Source organism: Oceanobacter mangrovi (assembly GCF_019740315.1).
Lineage (GTDB): Bacteria > Pseudomonadota > Gammaproteobacteria > Pseudomonadales > Oceanobacteraceae > Oceanobacter > Oceanobacter mangrovi.
Genome location: NZ_JAHXZR010000005.1, coordinates 40,298 through 61,732, shown reverse-complemented (window position 1 = coordinate 61,732; position 21,435 = coordinate 40,298). Strand labels below are relative to the sequence as shown.

Genomic DNA, 21,435 nt, shown 5'->3' with positions numbered 1-21,435 from the left:
GGGGGCTGGGCGAGATTGTCGTGTGCAGGTTTGTATATCTGGAAAAACGTATATATGATTTGGCGCATATATACATGGGCACAAATGAAAAACGCTATGACACCACTGGAATTGTTCAAACTGCTGGCGGATGAAACCCGCCTGACCACCTTGATGCTGATTCAGCGTTATGGCGAGTTGTGCGTATGCGAGCTGACCGAAGCCCTACTGCTGAGTCAGCCGAAGGTGTCGCGCCATCTGGCACTGTTGCGCAAGGCTGGTTTGTTGCTGGACGAAAAACGCGGTCAGTGGGTCTATTACAGCCTCAATCCCGCGCTGGAAACCGGCACCTGGGCGGTGCTCGAACAGTTGTCTGTTCATCACCAGGGTTATATCGCGGAAGCCGTTGAGCGTATGTCCGCCTGTCAGCCAAAAGAATCCTTGCCGGGCTGTTGTCAGCCGCGGCCGAATGCCAGTTTTTGATAGCAGCTGAGCTGCTGCCCTGATAAACCCTGAGGTCAACAACCCATGAAGTTGCTGTTTGTTTGTACGCATAATCGTTGTCGCAGTATTTGTGCGGAAGCCGTCGCACGCCACGTATTAAAGCCGGGTTTTGAAGTTCGTAGCGCTGGCAGTCAACCGGCCGGACAGGTTTATCCGGGCTCACTGGCAGCGCTGGCGGTACATGGAATTGATGTCAGTGGCCTGCAAAGCCAGTCGTGGGATGAGTTTGAAAGCTTTGCACCGGATTTTGTTATCACCGTTTGCGACAACGCCGCCAACGAAGCCTGCCCGCTGTGGATCGGCGCTGGCAAAAAGGTCCATTGGGGCCTGGCGGATCCATCCAAATTGCCCGGTGGCGATGATCAGGAGCGGGCCTTCCACAGTCTGATCGGGACTCTTAGTGCCCGTCTGGAACAGGTCAATCAGCTCGATCTGACAGTCGACCAGGCCACTCTGCAACAACAGCTGCAAGCGCTGGCCGAGGTGTACTGATGGGCATTTTTGAACGTTACCTGACCCTCTGGGTCGGTGCCGGTATTGTCGCCGGGATCGTGTTGGGACTGCTGATGCCTGGCCTGTTTGAAGCCATTGCCGCACTGGAAGTCGCCAGCGTCAATCTGGCGGTGGCGGTGCTGATCTGGTTGATGATCTATCCGATGATGGTGCAGGTCGATTTTGCTGCTATCAAGGACGTTGGCAAAAAGCCCAAAGGTCTGCTGCTGACACTGGTCATCAATTGGCTGATCAAGCCCTTCAGCATGGCTTTGCTGGGTTGGCTGTTCTTCAAGGTACTGTTCGCCAGCTGGGTTGATCCGCAAACCGCCAGCGAATACATCGCTGGCATGATCCTGCTGGGCGTCGCGCCCTGTACTGCGATGGTATTTGTCTGGAGTCAGCTGACCAAGGGGGATCCGAATTACACTCTGGTGCAGGTATCGATTAATGACATCATCATGATTTTTGCCTTTGCGCCACTGGCGGCCCTGTTGCTGGGTATTAGTGACGTACAGGTGCCCTGGCAAACGCTGCTGCTGTCTGTGGTTTTGTACGTGGTATTGCCCCTGGTCGCGGGTTGGCTTACCCGCAAGGCGCTGGTGAAGCAGAAGGATACCCACGAGCTGGACAGCCTGCTGGCGAAAATCAAGCCGTTCTCGATTATGGGGCTGATTGCCACTGTGGTGATTCTGTTTGGCCTGCAGGCGCCGGTTATCGTTGAAAAGCCGTTTGATATTGTGCTGATCGCCATTCCTCTGATGCTGCAGACCTACGGTATTTTTGTGGTGGCCTACTGGGCGGCAAAACGCCTGAAGCTGGCCCATAATATTGCTGCACCGGCTTGTATGATCGGCACCAGTAACTTCTTCGAATTGGCGGTTGCGGTCGCGATTTCGCTGTTTGGTTTGCAATCCGGCGCGGCGTTGGCAACCGTGGTTGGGGTGTTGGTGGAAGTACCTGTGATGTTGTCACTGGTGGCGATAGCCAACCGTACCCGGCACTGGTTTGAAAACTGAGTGCGTTAACGACTGAGCGGTTAGACAGCCAGTTGTCGAGAGGAGTTGTCCAATGAGCGAACATGAAATGCCGAATCTGGCAGAAGAACTGTTTCATATACCTACATCGGAGGCCCTGTTCAGGGCACCGGCCAGTAGTCATAAGCCGCGTATTCTGTTGCTGTACGGATCCTTGCGGCAGCGCTCTTTCAGTCGCTTGACGGCGGAAGAAGCGGCGCGGCTGCTGCAGGCAATGGGCGCCGATACCCGGACCTTTAATCCATCGGGCCTGCCACTGCCGGATGATGCTGAAGTTGAACATCCGAAAGTGCAGGAACTGCGGGAACTGGTGCAATGGTGTGAAGGCATGGTCTGGTGCTCGCCGGAGCGACATGGCGCCATGACAGCTATCATGAAGGCCCAGATCGACTGGATTCCGTTGACCATGGGGGCAATTCGTCCGACCCAGGGCAAAACTCTGGCGGTGATGCAGGTGTGTGGTGGGTCGCAGTCGTTCAATGTCGTGAACCAGCTGCGGGTGCTGGGGCGCTGGATGAGGATGGTGACCATTCCAAACCAGTCGTCGTTACCAAAAGCCTGGCTGGAGTTCGACGACAACGACCGTATGAAGCCATCGAGCTATTACGACCGAATTGTTGATGTGATGGAAGAACTGGTGAAATTCACCTATCTGGTACGTGATCGCGGCGACTACCTGGTTGATCGCTACTCCGAGCGCAAGGAAAGCGCCGAAGAACTGCTCAAGCGGGTTTCAGTGCGTGCTGAGGACATCAGTTAGATCGAACGACTGTTACAGGACAGGCCAGAGCAGCCATTCCTTGATGCAGGGAATGGCATGTGGGCTCAGACTTTGGTTGAATACGCGACTCTTTTGAGTCTGGGGGAGCTTGGCCTTCAGGCAACAACCGCCGTTAGTGCAGGATAGCCGGTTTTGAATATGCCACAGGAAGACGTCATTGGATTTATGAACTGGGTCGGTTTGATCTGGTTTCTGTTCTGTTGGATTGCCTACAGCCAATTCGCCAAATTTATGGCCACTCGCACGGCGTCACTGTCATCCGTGATGCACGTGCACCGGATCAACTGGATGCGACGGCTGCTGACCCGCGAAGTACGGGTCGGCGATGCGGCCTTGCTGGCCAACGTTGAACGTAACGTCAACTTCTTTGCTTCTTCCTGTGTGCTGGTGTTGGCCGGTTTGTTGACCGCCCTGACCGCAGTGCATGAAATCCGCGACATGCTATCGAAAATCTCCTTCGCTACCATCGACTCCATTCTGGCCATGGAAATCAAGGTGGTGGTGATGATATGTGTATTTATCTACGCCTTTTTTACTTTTACCTGGTCGATGCGCCAGTTCGGTTTTGCCTCCGCGCTGGTAGGCGCTGCTCCTATGCCGAATGACAACAGCGTCACTCCCGCTGACCGCCGCAGCTTTGCGATCTATGCTGCCAAGGTGATTGATCAGGCCAGCCACAGCTATAACAACGGCTTGCGGGCTTTCTATTTCTCTTTGGCATTGCTGTTGTGGTTCGTCAACGTCTGGTTGCTGATGGCAGCAGCGGCTGTGATTGTCGGGATTCTGTATGAGCGGGAATTCCTTTCACGTTCGTTGAAAGCCCTGAAGATGATCGAACACGTGGGTGATAAACTCGCCAGCGACGACAACGAACTTTCCAATTACTGAGCTCTGTACTCGAACCGAACGGATCACTGGATATGGTTGATATTATTGCGGTGGCAGCGATTGCCATCCTGTTGGGCTATGCCTTGCGCAAGGCCGGTATCGGCAGCAAGGGTGCTGAAGAAAATATCGCAGCCGGGCGTGCCTTTCTGGAACAAAATGGCCAGCAAGATGGTGTTGAAACCACCGCATCTGGCTTGCAATACGAAGTGCTGCAGCCGGGCGATGGCGGTGTGCATCCAGGCCCGAAAACCAAAGTGACCGTGCATTATCACGGTACCCTGATCGACGGCACGGTCTTCGACAGTTCGGTAAAACGAGGTGAGCCGATTTCATTCCGGCTTAATCAGGTCATTCCTGGCTGGACGGAAGGTGTGCAGCTGATGACCAAAGGTCAGAAAAACCGTTTCTATATCCCGGCTGAACTGGGCTATGGCAAACAGCGAGCTGGCAAGATTCTGCCTGGCAGCACACTGATTTTTGAAGTTGAGCTGTTGTCTTTCGAAGACTGATCCCGTCCTGAGTGATGCGGTGACCTCACAAAATGGTTTGAAAATTGCTTTCTGAGTAATATTTAATTCTCAGAGAGAATTCCAATGACTGCTGGTCTGGCTCCTACAGCATTGAAAACCCGCCGCTCAATGGTGCGTGCCGAGTCCAGCGTGCTGGCTTCTGCCACCGTTGGGCTGGAAGACTTTATTGATTCCCAGGGCGCGCGTAGTACCGAAGTGCTATCGCGAGCCGGTCTGCAACAGGGGCTGTATCAACAGCCTAATCGGCATATTTCCCTCAAACACTACTGTAACTCCATGCACGAAGCGGCCCGAGCGACGGGTAACGAGCATTTTGGCCTATGGTTTGGTGAACAGTTTCAGCCAGAAGGGCTGGGTCTGTTTGGCTATCACGCCATCAGCGCGCCGGATGTTGGTACTGCTGTTCGTGGTATGGAGCAGTATTTCCACGTTTTCCAACGCAACAGCTTGCTCAAATTCGAGCAGCAGGACGACCTTTGCCTGCTCGAATACAAGCTTCTGGATGGCGATATCATGGATCGTCGACAGGATGCCGAGCTCACCATTGGGATGTTGAACAATGTGCTGAAACGGGGCATGGGCAAGGGCTGGGCACCGCTGGAAGTGCATTTTCAGCATCCGGCGCTGGTTGATGCCGTGCCTCATCGGGACGCCTTCGAGTGCGATGTTCGCTTTAATCAGCAGCGTAACGTGATTCTGTTCCGGCAGTCCTGTCTGCAACAGCCAATGCCGGACGCCAACAGCATGCTGCATAATATTGCGCTGGGTTCGATGATGGAGCTGGCGCAGCAACAGGCGCAAACCCTGTCGATATCACAGCGGGTGAAATCGGAAGTGATCGAGCTGCTGCCAGAAGGTGCGGCGACCATTGATGAAGTCGCTGGCCGTCTGTTCCTGTCGCGCCGTTCATTGCAACGCCAGCTGGCGACCGACGGCTATTCATTCAGCTCCCTGCTGGAAGAAGTACGTGAAACCCTCGCCGAGTACTACCTCAACTACAACCAGCTGACGATTTCAGAAATCGCCTTTCGGCTTGGTTACTCCGAGATCAGTGCCTTTACCCGTGCCTTTGTGCGCTGGAAACAGGTCAATCCTTCAGACTGGCGCAGCCAGTAAGCCAGAGCTTTGACAGTCGGTGCCAGATCGATAAAGACGATTGGCACCAGATATCAAATCTGCGGTTCCAGCGGTCAAGGGTAAATCCGCCCCGCAGCCGGATACTGAATCCATCCCGACAACAGAGGATGGAATCATGTCTGAAGTATCAAGCATCTGGGTTTGTCCGCCGCACAACGCGCTGCAAGCCGCTCGTGAGTTTCTGGCCGCCAATGGCGTGAATTATCTGCTGGCGCAGTTTGTCGATTTGCATGGTGGAATCAAAAGCAAGTCGGTGCCTGTGGAATGTCTGCAGGATCTCACCACTGACGGTGCCGGTTTTGCCGGTGGTGCCATTCTGGGTTTTGATATGTCACCGCAGGACCCGGAATACATGCTGGTGGCTGATCTGCAGACCCTGACCTTGCTGCCCTGGTTACCGGGTTATGCCAGTGTGCGAGGTGTTGGTACGGTCAGTGGCGAAGCCTATGAAATGGATCCACGCAACGTGCTGGCGGCGCAGACAGAACGGCTGGCCAAGCGTGGCTGGAGGCTGATGACCGGGCTGGAGCCGGAGTTCTACTTGCTGCGGCGGGATGAAGACGGTTCGATCAAGCCGTTCGACAGCACCGACGATATGCGACAGCCAACCTACGACTACCGCGGTATCACCCGTAATACGGCGTTTCTGGAAGGCATGCACAAGTCGCTCAAGGCGGTCGGCCTGGAGGTCTATCAGATCGACCACGAAGACGCCAACGGCCAGTTTGAAATGAACTTCAAATACGACGAAGCCATGCAGTCGGCCGACAACATTACCTTCTTCAAGATGGCGGCGCGGGAAATCGCCAATAACGTCGGTGCCATTGCCAGCTTCCTGCCGAAACTGAACGCCAATACCACAGGTAACGGCATGCACGTGCATTGTTCGCTGGTCGACGAGCAGGGCACCAACCTGTTTAACGACGACAGTGATGGTAACGGCATGGGGCTGTCGAAACTGGCCTACCACTTTATTGCCGGGGTGATGCAGCACGCACATGGACTATGCGCCTTGTTGTGTCCATCTGTGAATTCCTACAAGCGACTGATGATTGGCACGGCTGAGCGGCCCAGCTGGGCGCCCGTGTTTATTGCCTACGGCGATAACAACCGGTCGGCGATGGTGCGGATTCCCTATGGTCGGCTGGAAGTGCGTATTGGCGACAGCGCCATGAATCCCTACCTGGCCACGGCTGCCATTATTGCCGCTGGGCTGGATGGTATTGACCGCGAGCTGCAAGCGCCGGAGCCTCATTCGCTCAATTTCTACGACATGACGCTGGCCCAGATTACCGAGATGGGCGTCGAACGGCTGCCAGAGACACTCAAGGACGCGCTTGATGCCCTGGCGTCCGACCAGGTGCTGAAAGACGCGCTGGGCGAACGGCTGATCGGCAGCTTTATCAAGCTCAAGCGCGATGAGTGGCACGAATACCACCGTACGGTTTCCGAGTGGGAAACCGAGCGCTACCTGACCTTCTACTGATTTAACCCATTCTGAACCGAATCAACATCCGTTTATGGAGCGGCTGCCGGACAGCCGCAGGAGCACACCATGATTGAATTAAGCCAACAACAGGTCGAACAGTTTCGCCGCGATGGTTTCCTGATTGTCGAAAAGCTGGTTGAGCCGGAAATCGCCGACCAGATTCGTGAGCGTTTCGAACCCCTGTTCGAGAAAGGTGAGTTCGACACCGGCATCAAGCCTGACGAAGTCAATTTGCCGCAGGGAAACCCGCCCTACACCAAACAGATTTGTAACGCCTGGAAGGCAGACCTGACGGTCGCCCGTCAGGCTTTGTCGGAAGATATGGGGCGCTTGTGTGCCCAGCTGGGCGGCTGGCAGGGTAGTCGACTGATGATTGATAACCTGCTGTGGAAGCCACCAGCCGGACGTCCGATTGGCTTTCACCAGGACAGCATGTATTCGCTCTGGATTGATAAGCCTGAACTGGTGAGCTGCTGGCTGGCGCTGGACGACACCACTGCTGAAGGCGGTACTCTGGTGTACGTCAAGGGTTCGCACAAGTGGGGTGAAGCCAAACCTATTATGCAGTTCCATGGCCCGGAGGATGACCTCAAGGAAGTCCGGGAATGGGCGGAAGCCAATAACCTGGAACTGGAGCTGGTACCGGTGGTGGTGCCCAAAGGTGGCTGTGCGTTCCACGACGGCTGGACCTGGCACGGTTCGCGGATCAACAAGGCCGATGTACCGCGCCGGGCGATGGCAATGCACTTCTTCCAGCACGATATCCAGTTCAACCCGGACAAGATGGATATTGGTAACGGGCCGATTTATGGCAAGTACAAAAAATTTGGTTCCAATGAAGTCGATGAATCCTACTTCCCGATCACCTGGACCAAAGACGGCTACCGCACCCCGGGACTGGATGAATTTCTGGCTGGTAAGGGTAAATAACCCCGCTTGGTAAATCGAATATTACGGTTTTGGGATTACCCATCAGTCACCGGCTCACTCGCAAGTGCCGCTGACTGATCGCCCCGGGTAATCCCGAATTTATTGGCAACACAGCGGCGAGCGCCGCAGGAGCGAAGCAATGAAAATCGCAGCCATTATGGCAGGCGGCATGGATGGTGACGTTGAATCCGGCCGTATTGGTGAAGTAGTGGCCGAACGCGGTGCTGAACTGGTGTGGTTCTATCGCCGTTACGACCAGGGCCTGCCGGACGTTAGTCAGTACGATGCACTAATTGTATTTGGCGGTGAACCCAGTGTTTACGACCCGCAGCTTAAAAACTATTTCGATCGACTGGCCGACTGCATTCATCAGTTTTATCGGGCCGACAAGGCGATTCTGGGTTCCTGTCTGGGTTGTCAGTCGATTGCTTATGCCTTTGGTGGCCAGGTCAAACCGCAGGGTTTTCTGGAATACGGTTTCACCAGTCTGCAATTGTGTGAAGCCGCTGCAGACGATGCCTTGCTGAAGGGGCTGGACAGCCAGCAACGGTTGTTTGAAATGCACTCCGACACCTTCGACTTGCCGGCGGGGGCGGTACCACTGTTACGTGGCGACAAGGTGATCAACCAGGGATTCCGGCTCGGCAATAAAACCTGGGCTTTCCAGTGCCACTTTGAAGTGACACCGGCCATTGTTGATACCTGGACCCGGCGTGAACTGGTGGGTAACCCCAATCACAACGAGTCGGTGGTTGCCCGGCTGATTCAGCAGGTCGATCAGGACTTCAACCAGTACCAGCAGGCGCAAACAGCCTTTGCTCGCACTCTGGTGAATCGTTGGCTGGACGTCGCTGGTTGTTCATAAAGATCAATCCGAAACATTGCTTTACAGCGGAAACTGCTGTGTTTCGCAACATTCTTCACTAGAATCCTTCGTTCCCTGTTTCCCGCGGTCAAGGCTGCGGGCTTTTTGTCGCAACAAGTGCCCGAAGTGATGTCTATCGACCGTTATTTTGCCGACCACCAGATCCAGCTGGATGAGACCCAACAGCAGGTTATTGAAACCCTGATGAGATTGCAGGGACGCGCCTGCAAAACCGTTGATGGCTTCAGTCTGTTGAAAAAGCCGCTGCGCAGCGCCTATATGTGGGGCCGACCAGGTCGTGGCAAAACCATGCTGATGGACGCCTTGTTTGCCAACGCCCAGCTGCCAGCCAAACGCATTCATTACCATAACTTCCTGCGCGACCTGCACGATGGCATGAACGCCAACCATGGCGAAACCGACTATCTGGCGGTAATGGCCAACCGGGTTGCCGACGAATACCGCATGTATTGCCTCGACGAATTCCACCTCCACGACGTTGCTGACGTGATTCTGCTGGAGCGTTTTTTGGAAGTGCTGCTGAAAAGGCAGGTGTTTGTGGTGCTGACCTCCAACTACGAACCGGTCAACTTGCTGCCAGACCCGGACGTTCACCATCGGGCGTTAGGCTGCATCGCCATGATCGAAAAATACTTCGAGGTAATGACGCTGAATGGCGAGCGCGATTATCGTTACCGTGATGATATTGAACACGACTGTTATTTTTCACCGGCCGACAGCAGCAGCGAAGCAGCCATTATTGAACGGCTGGGGCTGACGCAAATACCGCCTGCCGAAGTGGCAATCAAGGTGCCGGTGCGTAACCGGTTTATGCCGGTGCGGATGGTGCAGGAGAGGCCTGACGACTCTGAAGAGCAGGCTGGTCATGAAGGCATTGTCTGGCTCGACTTCCGCGAAGCCTGCGAAAAACCACACAGTCATCTGGATTACCTGGCACTGGTCGAATGCTACGACTCCTTTGTGGTCACCGGCATCAGCGCTAACCGCTTGCTCAATCCCAATACCTTGCGACGACTGATCTGGCTGGTGGACGTACTCTATGAATACCGCCGTCGGCTGCTATTGACCGCCGAACAACCGATTATTGAACTGCTGCAGGATGAACGTTTTGAAGAAGACACCACACGACTGATCAGTCGTTTGATGGAAATGCAGTCGTCGTCTTATTAACTGACAGATCCTCCCTTGATGTTTATTGAAGCCAGGCCTGACGTTGGTCAGGTCAGGTTTTAATGCACTTCTATTTATATATTTATTGGATATATATCAGTCTTTGGTTTGAGTCTGGTATGAGTTCGGTTCTTTGAGTGGTACTTTATTATTGGTTTTGGAAATTCTTTGTAGGAAATTGGATGGATTTGCTTTGGGGTTGTTAAAGATTAGGATTTTCGAGTGACAGTGTTTATAGATATGAAGGCGTGACTAACTCTAATTTTTTTGCTCTTAAATATTCCAGATCCCAAGGGGCATATTTCAATGCGAATGTGAGAGGCTTTTTACGTATGAGAAGTTATTGGACTAGCTGTGCAGGTTTAATGGCTGGACATGACCGTTTTATTGTGGTGGTTTTATTTTTAATCTTTTTCCCCATAAAAGTATCTGCCGGGGTTTTTCTGACTGAATTCTATTATCTGAAATCCAATTGCCCTACCGGTTCTTTCGATGGGTTCAGTCGGGCAGCTGAATTAGATCACGCTGTTTTTTATGAGTATGATGTTCTGGGTGGATATGAAGGTGCTGATGATTACAGATTCTTTCTGAAATATGGCTGGACTGGTTATGTGCTGGAGGGGCCGATAGGCAAGCCTGTTGTTGTGATACAAAGTGCAGATATATATCTGACAGGAAAAGTAGTTTTGTTTAAAAATTCTCACTTCAGAAAAATATTTTTTAACCAGTACGACAGGATATATTACGAAGCTTTATGGCATGGGAAGGTATATTTGATACCGGAAAATTATTTGGACAGGGTTCAATGCTGGTCGCTGGAGAGGTCTGACAGGAACAGACATTAGCGCCTGAAAAAATTGTTTAACCCCGCCCAGCCGACACAGCTTGCGGTTCGGCCAGTCGTCGCAGCCAGCGCGATACCCCGTCGACCAGCATATTCAGCAGTGCTGTCACCAGAATCAGCATAAAGGCGCGGTCGTAACGGATTTCTTCAAACGCCGAGTCGATATAGAAGCCGAGTGTGGTAATGCCCAGAATCCCCAGAATTGCGCTTTCGCGCAGGATCACTTCCCAGCGATAGAATAGCCAGGCCAGTAGTGCAGGCAGCTGGCGTGGGGTTTCGACATAGCTGTAGAGCAGCAGGCCGGAAGGTTCCTGCAGCGGCTGTTGTTGCTGGCGCTGGTATTCCATTTCGCTTTTGCCCGCCACCAGAAAGCCGATCAGGCCACCGTTATGGATCGCCAGGGCGAGTACGGCTGGCAAACCGGATGGCCCGAGTAATAACAGAAATACGTAGGCCATCACCATTTCCGGTGTCGAGCGCATCAGCAACAGCAGCAAACGACCGGGCCACCAGATTTTCGGGCCGACCAGCCGTCTGGTGGCCAGCGGATACACCAGCAACACAATCAACAGGGTTAGCAGCAGCGCCAGCTGTGATAGCAACAGGGTTTGCAGCAAACCTTGCCAGGCCTGACCGGACAACAGTTTCCAGTACCAGTCGAACGTGCCACTGAGGTCACCGGCCAGCAGCGGTGCTGGCCAGATATCCTGACTGATAAATTGCCATAAATAGCCGGGGTTACTGAAGCCGATGGTTTCCGGTAGCAGCCAGATGGCAATCAACAGATAGACAGGGATCAGTTTGGGGCGCAGCCAATAACGGATGCTGGCGATCAGGGCCACAAAGGCCCATAGCAGCATGGCCGCCTCACTGTATTGGCCTTGTTTAAAGGCGGTTTCCAGATGGAAGCCCAGTGTTGGCAGGCCGATAAAACCGAGAATAGCGCTGGATCTGAGTGCGCATTCAAAGCGGTAGCGGGTGTATTGCAACAGCGGCGGCAAGGCCTGGGGAATACGGGTGTAAAGCCAGCGAATCAGTCGCCAGGCCGGTGGCAGGCTCTGTTCCGGTGTGCGGTTTTGCAGTGCCAGGGTTTCGGCAAACACCTTGGTGAACACGCCGGTGTAGGGCACCAGAATGGCCAGCAAACCTGTGGTGGCGCTAAGCCCCCAGATCTGCATAAAAATCAGCGCCCAGAAAATCTCGTGGACCGAACGCAGGGCAGCGGCTAATAAACGTACTGGCCACCAGTGAAACATCAGCGCTGCCAATAATCCCAGCGGGGCGGAAATCGCTACCGCCAGCAGTGCAAAGGCGACAGTCTGGCCTAACGCCTGCACCAGCGATGCAGGATCATCCCAACCCGGGGTTATCAGTCCCCAGCCGATACGCGCCAGTTCGTCCAGCGGCTCGGTAGCGCGAATATCCAGATCGGCCCACGGCAGACAAACCAGTGCTGCCAGCCAGAGCAGGCCAATAATGGCGGTCAGGCGGCGGGCAGACGAATGGGTTTCCTGACGGGTCAGCAGGGCTGGCAGCATTACTGCTCCCGGTTTGACTGGTTGAAGCCGGGTTGGGCCGGGCTGATGCAGCTGGTGGGCAAGCCCTGGTCTGCGGTGGGTTGGTTTGAGGCGTGTTCGTCAGTCATTGAGCCGCCTTGATAAAGCGCGTCGAAATCGTGCTGACTCAGTTCACTGGCAGGGCGATCAAACAGGATACCGCCGTTGGCAACCGCAATCACCCGGTCGAACAGCGCCAGCGTCAGCTCCGGGTTGTGCATACAGACAACCGCAGTTTGATGCTGGCTCAGCACAGATTCCAGCAGCAGTTTGCCTTGTAGCGGGTCGAGCGCCGAAACCGGTTCGTCACCGAGAAAGATGGCTTGTTGGCGGTAGAGGGCGCGGCCGAGGGCGACACGCTGGCGCTGGCCGCCAGACAGCCGGTCAACCGATTGCCACAGTTGGGCTTCGATGCCCAGTTGGCGAGCTACTTGCGCGACTTGCTGGCGCGCTTGCGCCAATGGCCGGATCAGGTTCCACATGGCAGCCAGCGGGCTGACGCGGTCCAGACCGCCCATAAAAATATTGTGGTAGGCCGACAACAGCTCAACCAGACCGTCGGCTTGTGGGCAGAGGGCAATCTGGTCGGGCTGGAGCTGATGCAAATGGTGCAGCAGGGTGGATTTGCCGGCACCGGAAGGGCCGACCAGGGCAATTTTTTCACCGGCCCGGATCGTCAGGGAAATATCCCTCAGGACGATCCGGCCAGCATAACCCAGCGATTGCTGCTGCAGGGAAAACAGTGCCATGGACTAACGATCAGTCCAGCAGGCCAATGGCCTTGGCAGTGGTTTCGATTGGCGCGTAGTCGGCGTTGGTGGCCGGGATAAAGCCTTCACGCGGGAAGCTCTTCAGCAGATCCTTGTCTTTCATGTTCAACAGGGCGCTGCGAACCTTGTCTTTGAAGCCATTGCCGAACTTGCCGTCAACGTCGCCACGGATGGTCCATTGGTAGTCAGGGTAGGTTGGTGAAGTCCAGATCACCTGAACCTTGTCGGTGTTGACCTGACCCTGGGCAACCATGTCGTCCCACACGCTGAAGTTCACCGCGCCGAAGTCCCAGGCACCGGATTCAACCTGGGTTACCGTACGGCTGTGGTCGCCAGAGAAACCAACGCGGTCGAACAGCTCATCCGGCGCCTTGTTGAAGGCTTCACGGAGGAAATATTCCGGCATCAGGCGGCCAGAGGTAGAACCCTTGGAACCGAAGGTGAAGGTCTTGCCTTTCATGACGTCAGCATAGCTGGCCAGATCTTCGTTAATGGTCAGCGCCACTTTACGGTTGGCAATGATGTAGCTTTTGAATTGCTCGTCTTCAACACCTTGCGCCAGTGCTTCGGAATCTGGTACCAGACGACGGGCCTGAACACCAGACAAGCCGCCGAACCAGGCCAGTTGCACCTGATTGTTGCGGAAGGCGGTGATGGCAGCGGCGTAGGATTTCACCGGGATGTATTTCACTTCAACGTCAAGCTGTTCGGACAGGTAGTCTGCGACCTTGCCAAAACGTTCGTTCAGACGGCTTTCGTCCTGATCAGGAATAGCAGTGAAAACAAAGGTTTCAGCTTGAGCGACGGCAGCTGCCGCCAACAGGGCAGCGGATGCTACCAGGCGTTGGAAGAGTTTCATCTCCGGGGGTTCCTCACAGGGATGGTTGTGATCGCACCGTTCAAAGGGGCGCGTAAATTTGGACGCGCGCATGTTACCTCAGATGCCATGGCTTTGGGCAGCCAGTGAAGCGGGTATTTTCCGGGGGTTCTTGACGAACGACTGACAATTTCCGCGACGGTAAGGGGGCCTAACGGGCCAATAGTGCCGTTTGTGTAAAGCTGATAGCTTGTCTGGAAATCTTGCTGTGCAGGTCACACTGTGGTCATTGTGGCGCTGCTAGTCTAGTACCTCCTTCATACTCACAGGGATGAAAGAAATGGACTATGCAACTTTACGCCAGCTGGCTAATTGGGGACGGAGGAAGCTTTCCTTCGCGACCGTGGCACTGGCGGCAACCCTGACGCTGCCGGTTCAGGCTGTCGACCTTGATGACACCACCGCTTATCCGGGCGCTCCGGTTTTCCCCGGCGATTATCTCTGGATCGATGCTTCCAGGCTGGCAACCCTGCCGACGTCAGGTGATGCCTGGGACAATATGCTGGAAGCCGCCAGCGAAGATACCAGCAACCCCAACGTCTCTGACCAGGATGACGAAACCAACGTCAATGTGCTGGCCAAAGCACTGGTCTATGCCCGAACTGGTGAAAGCAGTTATCGCGACGAAGTCATTGAATCCGTGATGGCGGCTATTGGCACCGAAAACGGTGATGATGCTGACACCCTGCCGCTAGGCAAGGAATTGATTGCCTATGTATTGGCCGCGGATCTGGTGAAGCTGCCAGATGATGACGACGAGGAGTTTCGTGAATGGATCACCGAAATGCTCGACTACGAATTTCCCTCCGGTAAAACCCTGATCTCCACCCATGAAAAACGGCCGAATAACTGGGGCACATTCGCCGGTGCGACCCGCATTGCGATTTCTGCTTATCTGGGTGATGAAGATGGTGTCGCCCGGGCTGCCAAAATTTTCAAAGCCTGGCTGGGTGACCGCACCCTCTACGCCAGTTTCAAATTCAAGGATGACTGGTGGCAATACGACCCGGATAACCCGGTTGGTATTAACCCGCTGGGAGCCACTATTGATGGTTACGATGTAGATGGTGTGCTGCCGGATGATATGCGTCGTGGTGGTGAATTCAGCTGGCCACCACCAAAGGAAAACTACGTCTATTCTGCCTTGCAGGGTGCCGTTGCCCAGGCCGTGCTACTCGACCGTCTCGGGTATGACGTCTGGAACTGGGAAGACAAGGCCATTCTGCGGGCGTTCACCTGGCTGAACGAGGTGGCGGACTATCCGGCAGTGGGGGATGACACCTGGCAGCCGCATATTATCAACTATGTGTATGGCACCAGCTTTACCGCCACTATTCCGTCGAATCCTGGTAAAAACGTTGGCTGGTCTGACTGGACCCATCCAACCGATACTGCTGAAACCATTCCAGAGGAATGCCAGGTTTATCTGGAATAGTCGGATCACGGTTATACGTCCTTCAAGGGAGCCTTTGGCTCCCTTTTTTATGGTTTCCGTTGCCATCATGGGATGACATTAAAGCAACGTCTCAAATGGCTGGCTCATTGCTGGTTTGTAAAAGAATTGTGGTGCTATAGTCGCTGAACTGACGACACAAGGAGTGTGATATGGTTATTTTACCCGTCGAGAAACATATCGACTGGCAGCGACCACCAGTGGCGCTGATCACACTGGTTGTGTTGAATTTGCTGGCGTTTTTCTTTTGGCAAGCTGTTGCAGATAATGATCGTTACACTGCCTTTCAGCGCTATGTCGATAGTGGAATGCAGCAGCAAGAATGGCCAGCTTATCAGTCCTGGGTCTTGCAAAACGATCCGGATGATCTTGAGCGGGTGCTGGATCTCTACACGGAACAGGAATATCTGGCCCTCGCCAGTGAGCAGCTTGGAGATCCGGGGTTTTATCCGTACCTGCAGCAGCATCCCCATTTGCTGGGCGCTTTGGATCAGCAGGCATTCGAGTCTTGGCTATCGACCCGGGAGCAGATTGCTAAGTCTTTCGGCAATGATCTGGCAGGCAAGTATGGTCTGGTTGCGGCAGACCCTTCACCGCTCAACTTTATCAGCTATCAATTCCTTCATGGCGACACTATGCACCTGGTGGGCAATATGGTCTTTCTGGTGTTTTGTGGTTTCGCCGTTGAGGCCGCAATAGGACCACTATTATTTTTGGCATTTTATCTGGTGTCGGGAGGGCTGGGTGGTCTGTTGTATGTCTGGGTTGAAGGTACAACGACTACGACTCCGCTGATAGGTGCATCTGCAGCAATTTCTGGCGTGATGGCCATGTATCTGGCGGTTTTTCGGCTACGAAAAATAGAGTTTTTCTACTGGGTATACATCTTCGCAGGGTATTTCAGAGCCCCTGCATTGTTGGTTTTACCGCTTTACGTTGGCAAGGAATTACTGGATTACATTGGTAGCGGTGGCGAGTCGATGATTGCCTATATGGCTCACGCCGGAGGTTTTGTCGCGGGAGCTGGCATGATGGCGGCCTTGTATCTGCTGCGACCATCAGCGCTGAATGTCAGATACATTGAGGCGAATCAGGCCGTCGACGGTCAACAGCTTAAACGTGCCAAGGCGTTTGATCTGACTGCCGCCGCTCGTTTCCCAATGGCGCTGGATGTACTGGCAGACATGCGAGAACATGGCCACCTGGATTTTCGTTTGCGGTTGCTGGTATTTCAGTTGCAGTTGGCACAGTCACATAGCGAAGCAGCGAATGCTCTGGCCGATCTGATGTTGACTGAGGATATCCGTGATGATGAGCGGCTGAAGGCGGTGACCCTTTGGTCCGAGCACCCTGAATTACATACTCGTGTTGATGTTCGAAGCCGTATACAGATTGCTGAGCAACTGGCAGGAAGCGTTCATCATCGAATCGCAGAGCTGATTTTTCGTCAACTGTTTGATCCTTCCTGCATTACTCCGGATATCCAGCAACTTGCAAGGTCTCTGGCGCTTGCCAATGCCCGATCCGGTGATCGAAATCGTCAGCAAAAATACCAGCAAATTGCAGATTATCGGCGGGAGGGCATGCCATCATGAAATCTCAAATAACGGATTTTTGCAGCTGGCACCCATTAACCGGTGCACTTTATCACTGCCCTGAATGCGACTCCGAATTGTGTGAACATTGCGTCGACGATAGACAGTATCAAAATGGCGGTGAGTTGGTGTGTGGGAACTGTGGCAGTCACATTTTGTACGCTGGAGTACCAGTCGATGTCGAGCCGTTCTGGCGTCGTATAGACAAGAGCTTCCGCTATCCGCTGCGTCTCCCGGTGCTGTTGTTATTGATTGTGTCAGCAGTGATTACAGAAATCCTCCGATCTTATTCTCCGGTACTGCAGGGCCTTGGTTCGGTACTCCTGGCGGCTGTGTTTTTCAAGTACTGGTTCACTTGCCTGACGGACACTGCGCAAGGGGAAATGGAGGCACCGCCAGTGCTGTCAGCCTTTTCTGGAAGCATGTCACTTTTTTTCCGCTTGATACTGTTATTTGTAGCCTTCGGTGCGGCATATGGTGGATTGGCGGCTCTGGCTGCGCCATATCATGAACTGGTTTCTGCTCTGATCGTACTGATAGTACCTGCCTGTTTGATCAATTTTGGTATGACAGATCGTTTTACTGCGGCTTTAAACCCCTGGATGGCGATCAAGCTGATTACTCGGTTGGGGCTGCAATACTGGTTGTTACTGGGGCTGATTTTGGTGATGTATGGCTCTGTTGAATTTCTTTCAGGTCTGCTACAGGAGCAGCAAACACTCTTCATGCCACTGGCCGATTTTATTAGCAACTATTACATGATGGTGTTGTTCCATCTGATGGGCTACATGATCTACCAGAATCAGCGGGTATTAGGGATCGCTGGCACGATAGAACCGTCCTTTGATCTGCAACGTACCAACCGCCAGCTACAAATGGATCGCTTGCGCATTCTGCTGTTGTCTGCTCGCTGGCAGGATGCTGACCGGTTATTGGGGCAGTTATTGGGTGAATTGCCGGGAGATCCTGAACTTCAAAACCTGCGTTATCGACTTTTGCTGGGCACGTTGCCTGGTAAGCTGCTAGAGGCAAAGCAGCAAAAAATTACCCTCCCTTTGCAGGAAGCCCAGCAAATTCTGGATCAGTATTTGTTGTTTACAGGCAGTCGAGCTGTGGAGCAAATGCTGTCCCCGCATAAAGATATTCTGGCGATTTGGGCGAGCTATCTCCCAGCTTCCGGCAAGTTACGTTTGATGTTGGCACATGGCTGGTTTCAACAAGGTGACTTTAAACGCGCATTGGCCCTGCTCAATGGTTTCCATAAGCTCAAGGCGAGTAAGTCTTCGGTTCTGGAGGCATATCATCTGATGCAGCAGGTTTTGCACAATATGCCGGGGATGGAGCGACAAGCACAACAATGTCACCGGTTTATTCAGCAGTTGTCGGCAATGCAGGGCACTACCGGTTCAGCACGATAATTTACTGACGACCAATTCAGGTAACTTTGTGTATATTAACGTCAATATTTCATGGAGGCACAACGCTTCCTGATAATTGACCAGGCGGATGCTTGAGGAGTAATACAGTGAAATGGTTTCTGCTGTTGATGTCAGTAGCACTGACAGGCTGTGTCAGCCAGCAACTAACCCATAGTTATTCCGGTGATGTGCATATTCAGCAAATCACCATCAATATGCAGCCGCTGACCGGCGCCAATGAGTCAGATAAAAGCCTGTTGGCCAAACTCGGAGAAATTCAGCGCGTCGTGCAGGGCATTCAGGATGCCATGGATGACAAGGAAAACGAAAAGCTGGCTGAACAGCTGACCAGCTTCGAGCAGATTCTGATCAAGGGCATTCGCGAAGCGTCCGGCATTCCGCTGGTGGCAGAAGAAGCACTGAAGGTGTCGATGCAGTATGGCAACCAGAACGAACTGGTCAGCCTGACCTACCAGTACCCGGAGTACAAACGCGATTATCTGGTGGTGACCGGCAATGTGGATTATCCCTCGATGGAAACCACCTCAGCCGGTATCGGTCTGGGCACCCGCACTGAAACCTATAAGGTCAAGCCCGCCATGACGCTGGATATCAAGGGTCATCTGAAGAAGGACAAGCTGTTCTGGGATGAGTCCGTTACCTTCAACTCCAGCAAGTACTATACGGTTGGCACCAACTATGTGTTGGGTGTGGCGACCGACAAGATCGAAGATGCTGATATCTTTTTGATTCCGCTGGCGGAAGGCGCGGTTAAAAAGCTCAAGAAACAGATGACGCAGAAGTAACTTCTCACGAGGGCAGTGCCCGGCGCCCATCCGTGCTGGTGGGCGCACTATCAACCCGGGCGTTAGCTCAGGCTTTAACCGCCGTCAGGTACTCCCTGACTTCCTCGCGATTACCACGGAATACCACCCGATCCAGCTTTTTGCTGAGCTGGTATTCATACATGGGGTCGTAATAATCAACCAGTAATGCGGTGATCCAGCCACGATGCAATTCCGGGTTGCCCATTTGATGAGCGCTGAGAGCTTCTTCCATTTGCATCGCCAGCTGCTGATAACGCACGCCGCCCAAACGCTTTTGCACGCGCTTGAGGGAGTCGGTCAGGTCATGGGCAAAACGGGCGAAGGCTTCTTCTTCACCAACTTGCTGCTGCCAGTCGGCCAGCTTGGCCAGAATGTAGTTGTTGTAGCTGTGCTCGATGCGTTCTTCCAGCGTGGTTTCCAGTAAGACCACAGGGCTCTGGTTAAGCGAGGCGCGAAACTCATGCGGCAGGGCGCAACGGCCGATCAGCATGCTTTCGTCTTCGAACACAATGCGTTGGCCGTTTTGACCGGCGGCGCTGTGGTCGGCCTTGATCATGGCAACGCCGAGGGCGTTTTCAAAATCCAGCTGGCTGGGTTGGCCATCCGGGCGTTTGCCAAAGGCTGAGCCAAGGTGATTGGCCAGACCTTCCAGATCAATGCTGTTATCAAGGGCGTTCAGCAAGCCGGTCTTGTTACAGCCGGTTTTGCCTGCCAGCACGATTTTCGGCATGTCGTCGCAGTGACGCTGAAACTGTTCCAGCACCCAGGTACGCATGGCCTTGTAGCCCCCCGTGATACGCGGGTAGTCGCAACCGGCTTCGTGCATCCACTGCTGACAGATCTGGCTGCGCAGACCGCCGCGCCAGCAATACAGGTAGCCTTGCGGGTGCTGGTGGGCAAAATCGATCCAGGCGTTAACGCGCTGTTCCTTGATTTCGCCTTTAACCAGCGAGTGACCCAACTTGATGGCTTCTTCCTGTCCCTGGTTTTTGTAGCAGGTGCCGACTTTGGCGCGTTCACTATCGGTCATCAGCGGCAAGCTGGTACTGGTCGGGAAGGCCCCCTTACGGAATTCAATCGGCGCGCGGGTGTCGATTAACGGGATATCGTTCAGGAAAATATCCAGAAATTCTTTGGCGTCCGGGCGGCGCTGGTCTGTCATCAGAAATCACCTTTGACGGTTACAAACGCTGCATCGCTATTGGCCGCACGTTCGCTCAACTGGCCGATGGCCTGGTGTTGGACGCCAGCCTCTGCCAGCAATGCTTCCAGCCTTGCGGCGTGTTCAGGGGCAATAGCAATCAGCAGACCACCGGAGGTTTGTGGATCGCACAGCAGGTTTTTCACCTCCTGTGGCATCTCGGCCAGTTTATGGCCGTAGCTGTCTTGATTGCGCAGGGTGCCACCGGGAATTGCGCCCTGAGCCAGATATTCAGCGGCTTCCGGAATCACAGGCACACGCGCCAGCTCGACTTCGCCGTTAACGCCGCTGCCTTCACAGACTTCCAGCAGGTGGCCCATCAGGCCAAAACCGGTGACGTCGGTGATGGCGTGCACACCGTCGAGTTTGGAAACCTCGGCGCCAACCTTGTTCATCTGACACATGATGTCGCGGGCCAGATGCGTGTGCTCGGGTTTGAGGATTTTCTTTTTCTGGGCGGTGGTCAGAATGCCAATGCCCAGCGGCTTGGTCAGATACAGCAAATCACCGGCTTGTGCCTGGTTATTCTGCTTGAGAGCGTCCTTGCTGGTTATGCCAGTCACGGCGAGACCAAAAATCGGCTCCGGAGCATCGATGGAATGCCCGCCTGCCAGCGGAATACCTGCATCGGCACAGGCCTGACGACCGCCTTCAACCACTTGCTGGGCAATTTCCGGTGCCAGTTTGTCGATCGGCCAGCCGAGAATGGCGATTGCCATCAAGGGCTTGCCACCCATGGCGTAGATATCGCTGATGGCATTGGTGGCCGCGATACGGCCAAAATCAAAGGCATCGTCGACGATCGGCATAAAGAAGTCGGTGGTGCTCAGTACCACCTGACCATCGCCAATATCGTAAGCGGCAGCATCGTCTTTTGAGCTGTTGCCAACCAGCAGATTGGGGAACTCAGGCAGTTGTAGCTGTGACACCAGAATCTTGTCCAGCACCTTGGGAGAGATTTTGCAGCCACAGCCAGCGCCGTGGGAATACTCGGTCAGGCGGATAGGGGATTCAGACATCGGACGCGCTCCAGCAGAAATTTTTGCAAGCGCGGAATGATACGGGGATGCG

20 protein-coding genes and 1 pseudogene are annotated in these 21,435 nt (G+C 54.0%); 16 read left to right on the top strand and 5 right to left on the bottom strand.

Features of this window, described 5'->3' with window-relative positions; genetic code table 11:
- Positions 1–96 precede the first annotated feature (96 nt).
- The 12 genes and pseudogenes from K6123_RS11875 to K6123_RS11820 form a co-directional block, all read left to right on the top strand.
- Positions 97–462: a metalloregulator ArsR/SmtB family transcription factor gene (locus tag K6123_RS11875; RefSeq protein ID WP_221798470.1), complete on the top strand. Its 366-nt coding sequence runs from the start codon at positions 97–99 to the stop codon at positions 460–462.
- Positions 463–507: 45 nt separating this feature from the next.
- Positions 508–975: an arsenate reductase ArsC gene (locus tag K6123_RS11870; RefSeq protein ID WP_221797973.1), complete on the top strand. Its 468-nt coding sequence runs from the start codon at positions 508–510 to the stop codon at positions 973–975.
- A complete protein-coding gene (arsB, locus tag K6123_RS11865) occupies positions 975–1,994 on the top strand; it encodes an ACR3 family arsenite efflux transporter (RefSeq protein WP_221797971.1) in 1,020 nt (339 codons plus the stop codon). The genes K6123_RS11870 and arsB overlap by 1 nt, the downstream gene beginning before the upstream one ends.
- Positions 1,995–2,046: 52 nt before the next feature.
- Complete coding sequence (gene arsH / locus K6123_RS11860; RefSeq protein ID WP_246624759.1) at positions 2,047–2,772, top strand: arsenical resistance protein ArsH; 726 nt, start codon at positions 2,047–2,049, stop codon at positions 2,770–2,772.
- Between the two features lie 159 nt (positions 2,773–2,931).
- Positions 2,932–3,681, top strand: a complete 750-nt coding sequence (locus K6123_RS11855; RefSeq protein ID WP_246624778.1) for a DUF599 domain-containing protein — start codon at positions 2,932–2,934, stop codon at positions 3,679–3,681.
- A 32-nt stretch (positions 3,682–3,713) separates the two neighbouring features.
- Positions 3,714–4,190 carry an FKBP-type peptidyl-prolyl cis-trans isomerase gene (locus tag K6123_RS11850; protein ID WP_221797967.1) on the top strand — a complete coding sequence of 159 codons (477 nt, stop codon included), beginning with the start codon at positions 3,714–3,716 and terminating at the stop codon, positions 4,188–4,190.
- An 84-nt stretch (positions 4,191–4,274) separates the two neighbouring features.
- Positions 4,275–5,327, top strand: a complete 1,053-nt coding sequence (gene qhpR, locus K6123_RS11845; protein ID WP_221797965.1) for an AraC-like transcriptional regulator QhpR — start codon at positions 4,275–4,277, stop codon at positions 5,325–5,327.
- 136 nt (positions 5,328–5,463) lie between these two features.
- Entirely contained in the window at positions 5,464–6,834 is a 1,371-nt protein-coding gene (glnT, locus tag K6123_RS11840; RefSeq protein WP_221797963.1) for a type III glutamate--ammonia ligase, read from the top strand.
- A gap of 69 nt (positions 6,835–6,903) precedes the next feature.
- The gene (locus K6123_RS11835) at positions 6,904–7,767 is read left to right on the top strand and encodes a phytanoyl-CoA dioxygenase family protein (RefSeq protein WP_221797961.1); all 864 of its coding nucleotides are present in this window, start codon (positions 6,904–6,906) and stop codon (positions 7,765–7,767) included.
- Between the two features lie 139 nt (positions 7,768–7,906).
- Positions 7,907–8,632 carry a type 1 glutamine amidotransferase gene (locus K6123_RS11830; RefSeq protein WP_221797959.1) on the top strand — a complete coding sequence of 242 codons (726 nt, stop codon included), beginning with the start codon at positions 7,907–7,909 and terminating at the stop codon, positions 8,630–8,632.
- Positions 8,633–8,737: 105 nt separating this feature from the next.
- Positions 8,738–9,823 (top strand): cell division protein ZapE, encoded by a 1,086-nt coding sequence (zapE, locus tag K6123_RS11825; protein WP_221797957.1) that lies wholly within the window; start codon positions 8,738–8,740, stop codon positions 9,821–9,823.
- Between the two features lie 227 nt (positions 9,824–10,050).
- Positions 10,051–10,668, top strand: a pseudogene (locus tag K6123_RS11820) (hypothetical protein); the annotation flags it as partial.
- 16 nt (positions 10,669–10,684) lie between these two features.
- Here the strand turns inward: K6123_RS11820 and K6123_RS11815 are convergent.
- From K6123_RS11815 to K6123_RS11805, 3 genes are read right to left on the bottom strand one after another with little or no spacing between them, the layout of a single operon-like run.
- A complete protein-coding gene (locus K6123_RS11815; protein ID WP_246624758.1) occupies positions 10,685–12,205 on the bottom strand; it encodes a PhnE/PtxC family ABC transporter permease in 1,521 nt (506 codons plus the stop codon).
- A complete protein-coding gene (locus K6123_RS11810; protein ID WP_221797952.1) occupies positions 12,205–12,972 on the bottom strand; it encodes an ATP-binding cassette domain-containing protein in 768 nt (255 codons plus the stop codon). The genes K6123_RS11815 and K6123_RS11810 overlap by 1 nt, the downstream gene beginning before the upstream one ends.
- Positions 12,973–12,982: 10 nt before the next feature.
- Positions 12,983–13,852, bottom strand: coding sequence for a putative selenate ABC transporter substrate-binding protein (locus tag K6123_RS11805; protein WP_221797951.1), 870 nt, complete (start codon positions 13,850–13,852; stop codon positions 12,983–12,985).
- Positions 13,853–14,150: 298 nt separating this feature from the next.
- Between K6123_RS11805 and K6123_RS11800 the strand changes: the two genes are divergently transcribed.
- The 4 genes from K6123_RS11800 (at position 14,151) to K6123_RS11785 (ending at position 19,142) form a co-directional block, all read left to right on the top strand.
- Positions 14,151–15,305: an alginate lyase family protein gene (locus K6123_RS11800; protein WP_221797949.1), complete on the top strand. Its 1,155-nt coding sequence runs from the start codon at positions 14,151–14,153 to the stop codon at positions 15,303–15,305.
- Positions 15,306–15,475: 170 nt separating this feature from the next.
- A complete protein-coding gene (locus tag K6123_RS11795) occupies positions 15,476–16,918 on the top strand; it encodes a rhomboid family intramembrane serine protease (RefSeq protein ID WP_221797947.1) in 1,443 nt (480 codons plus the stop codon).
- Entirely contained in the window at positions 16,915–18,336 is a 1,422-nt protein-coding gene (locus K6123_RS11790) for a hypothetical protein (RefSeq protein ID WP_221797946.1), read from the top strand. Before K6123_RS11795 ends, K6123_RS11790 begins: the two co-directional genes overlap by 4 nt.
- 107 nt (positions 18,337–18,443) lie before the next feature.
- A complete protein-coding gene (locus K6123_RS11785; RefSeq protein WP_221797945.1) occupies positions 18,444–19,142 on the top strand; it encodes a hypothetical protein in 699 nt (232 codons plus the stop codon).
- Positions 19,143–19,209: 67 nt separating this feature from the next.
- Here K6123_RS11785 and mnmH read toward each other — a convergent pair whose 3' ends face one another.
- Together mnmH and selD are read right to left on the bottom strand one after the other, a co-directional pair.
- Positions 19,210–20,325: a tRNA 2-selenouridine(34) synthase MnmH gene (mnmH, locus tag K6123_RS11780; RefSeq protein ID WP_221797944.1), complete on the bottom strand. Its 1,116-nt coding sequence runs from the start codon at positions 20,323–20,325 to the stop codon at positions 19,210–19,212.
- Positions 20,325–21,383 (bottom strand): selenide, water dikinase SelD, encoded by a 1,059-nt coding sequence (gene selD / locus K6123_RS11775; protein ID WP_221797942.1) that lies wholly within the window; start codon positions 21,381–21,383, stop codon positions 20,325–20,327. Before selD ends, mnmH begins: the two co-directional genes overlap by 1 nt.
- Positions 21,384–21,435: the final 52 nt, after the last annotated feature.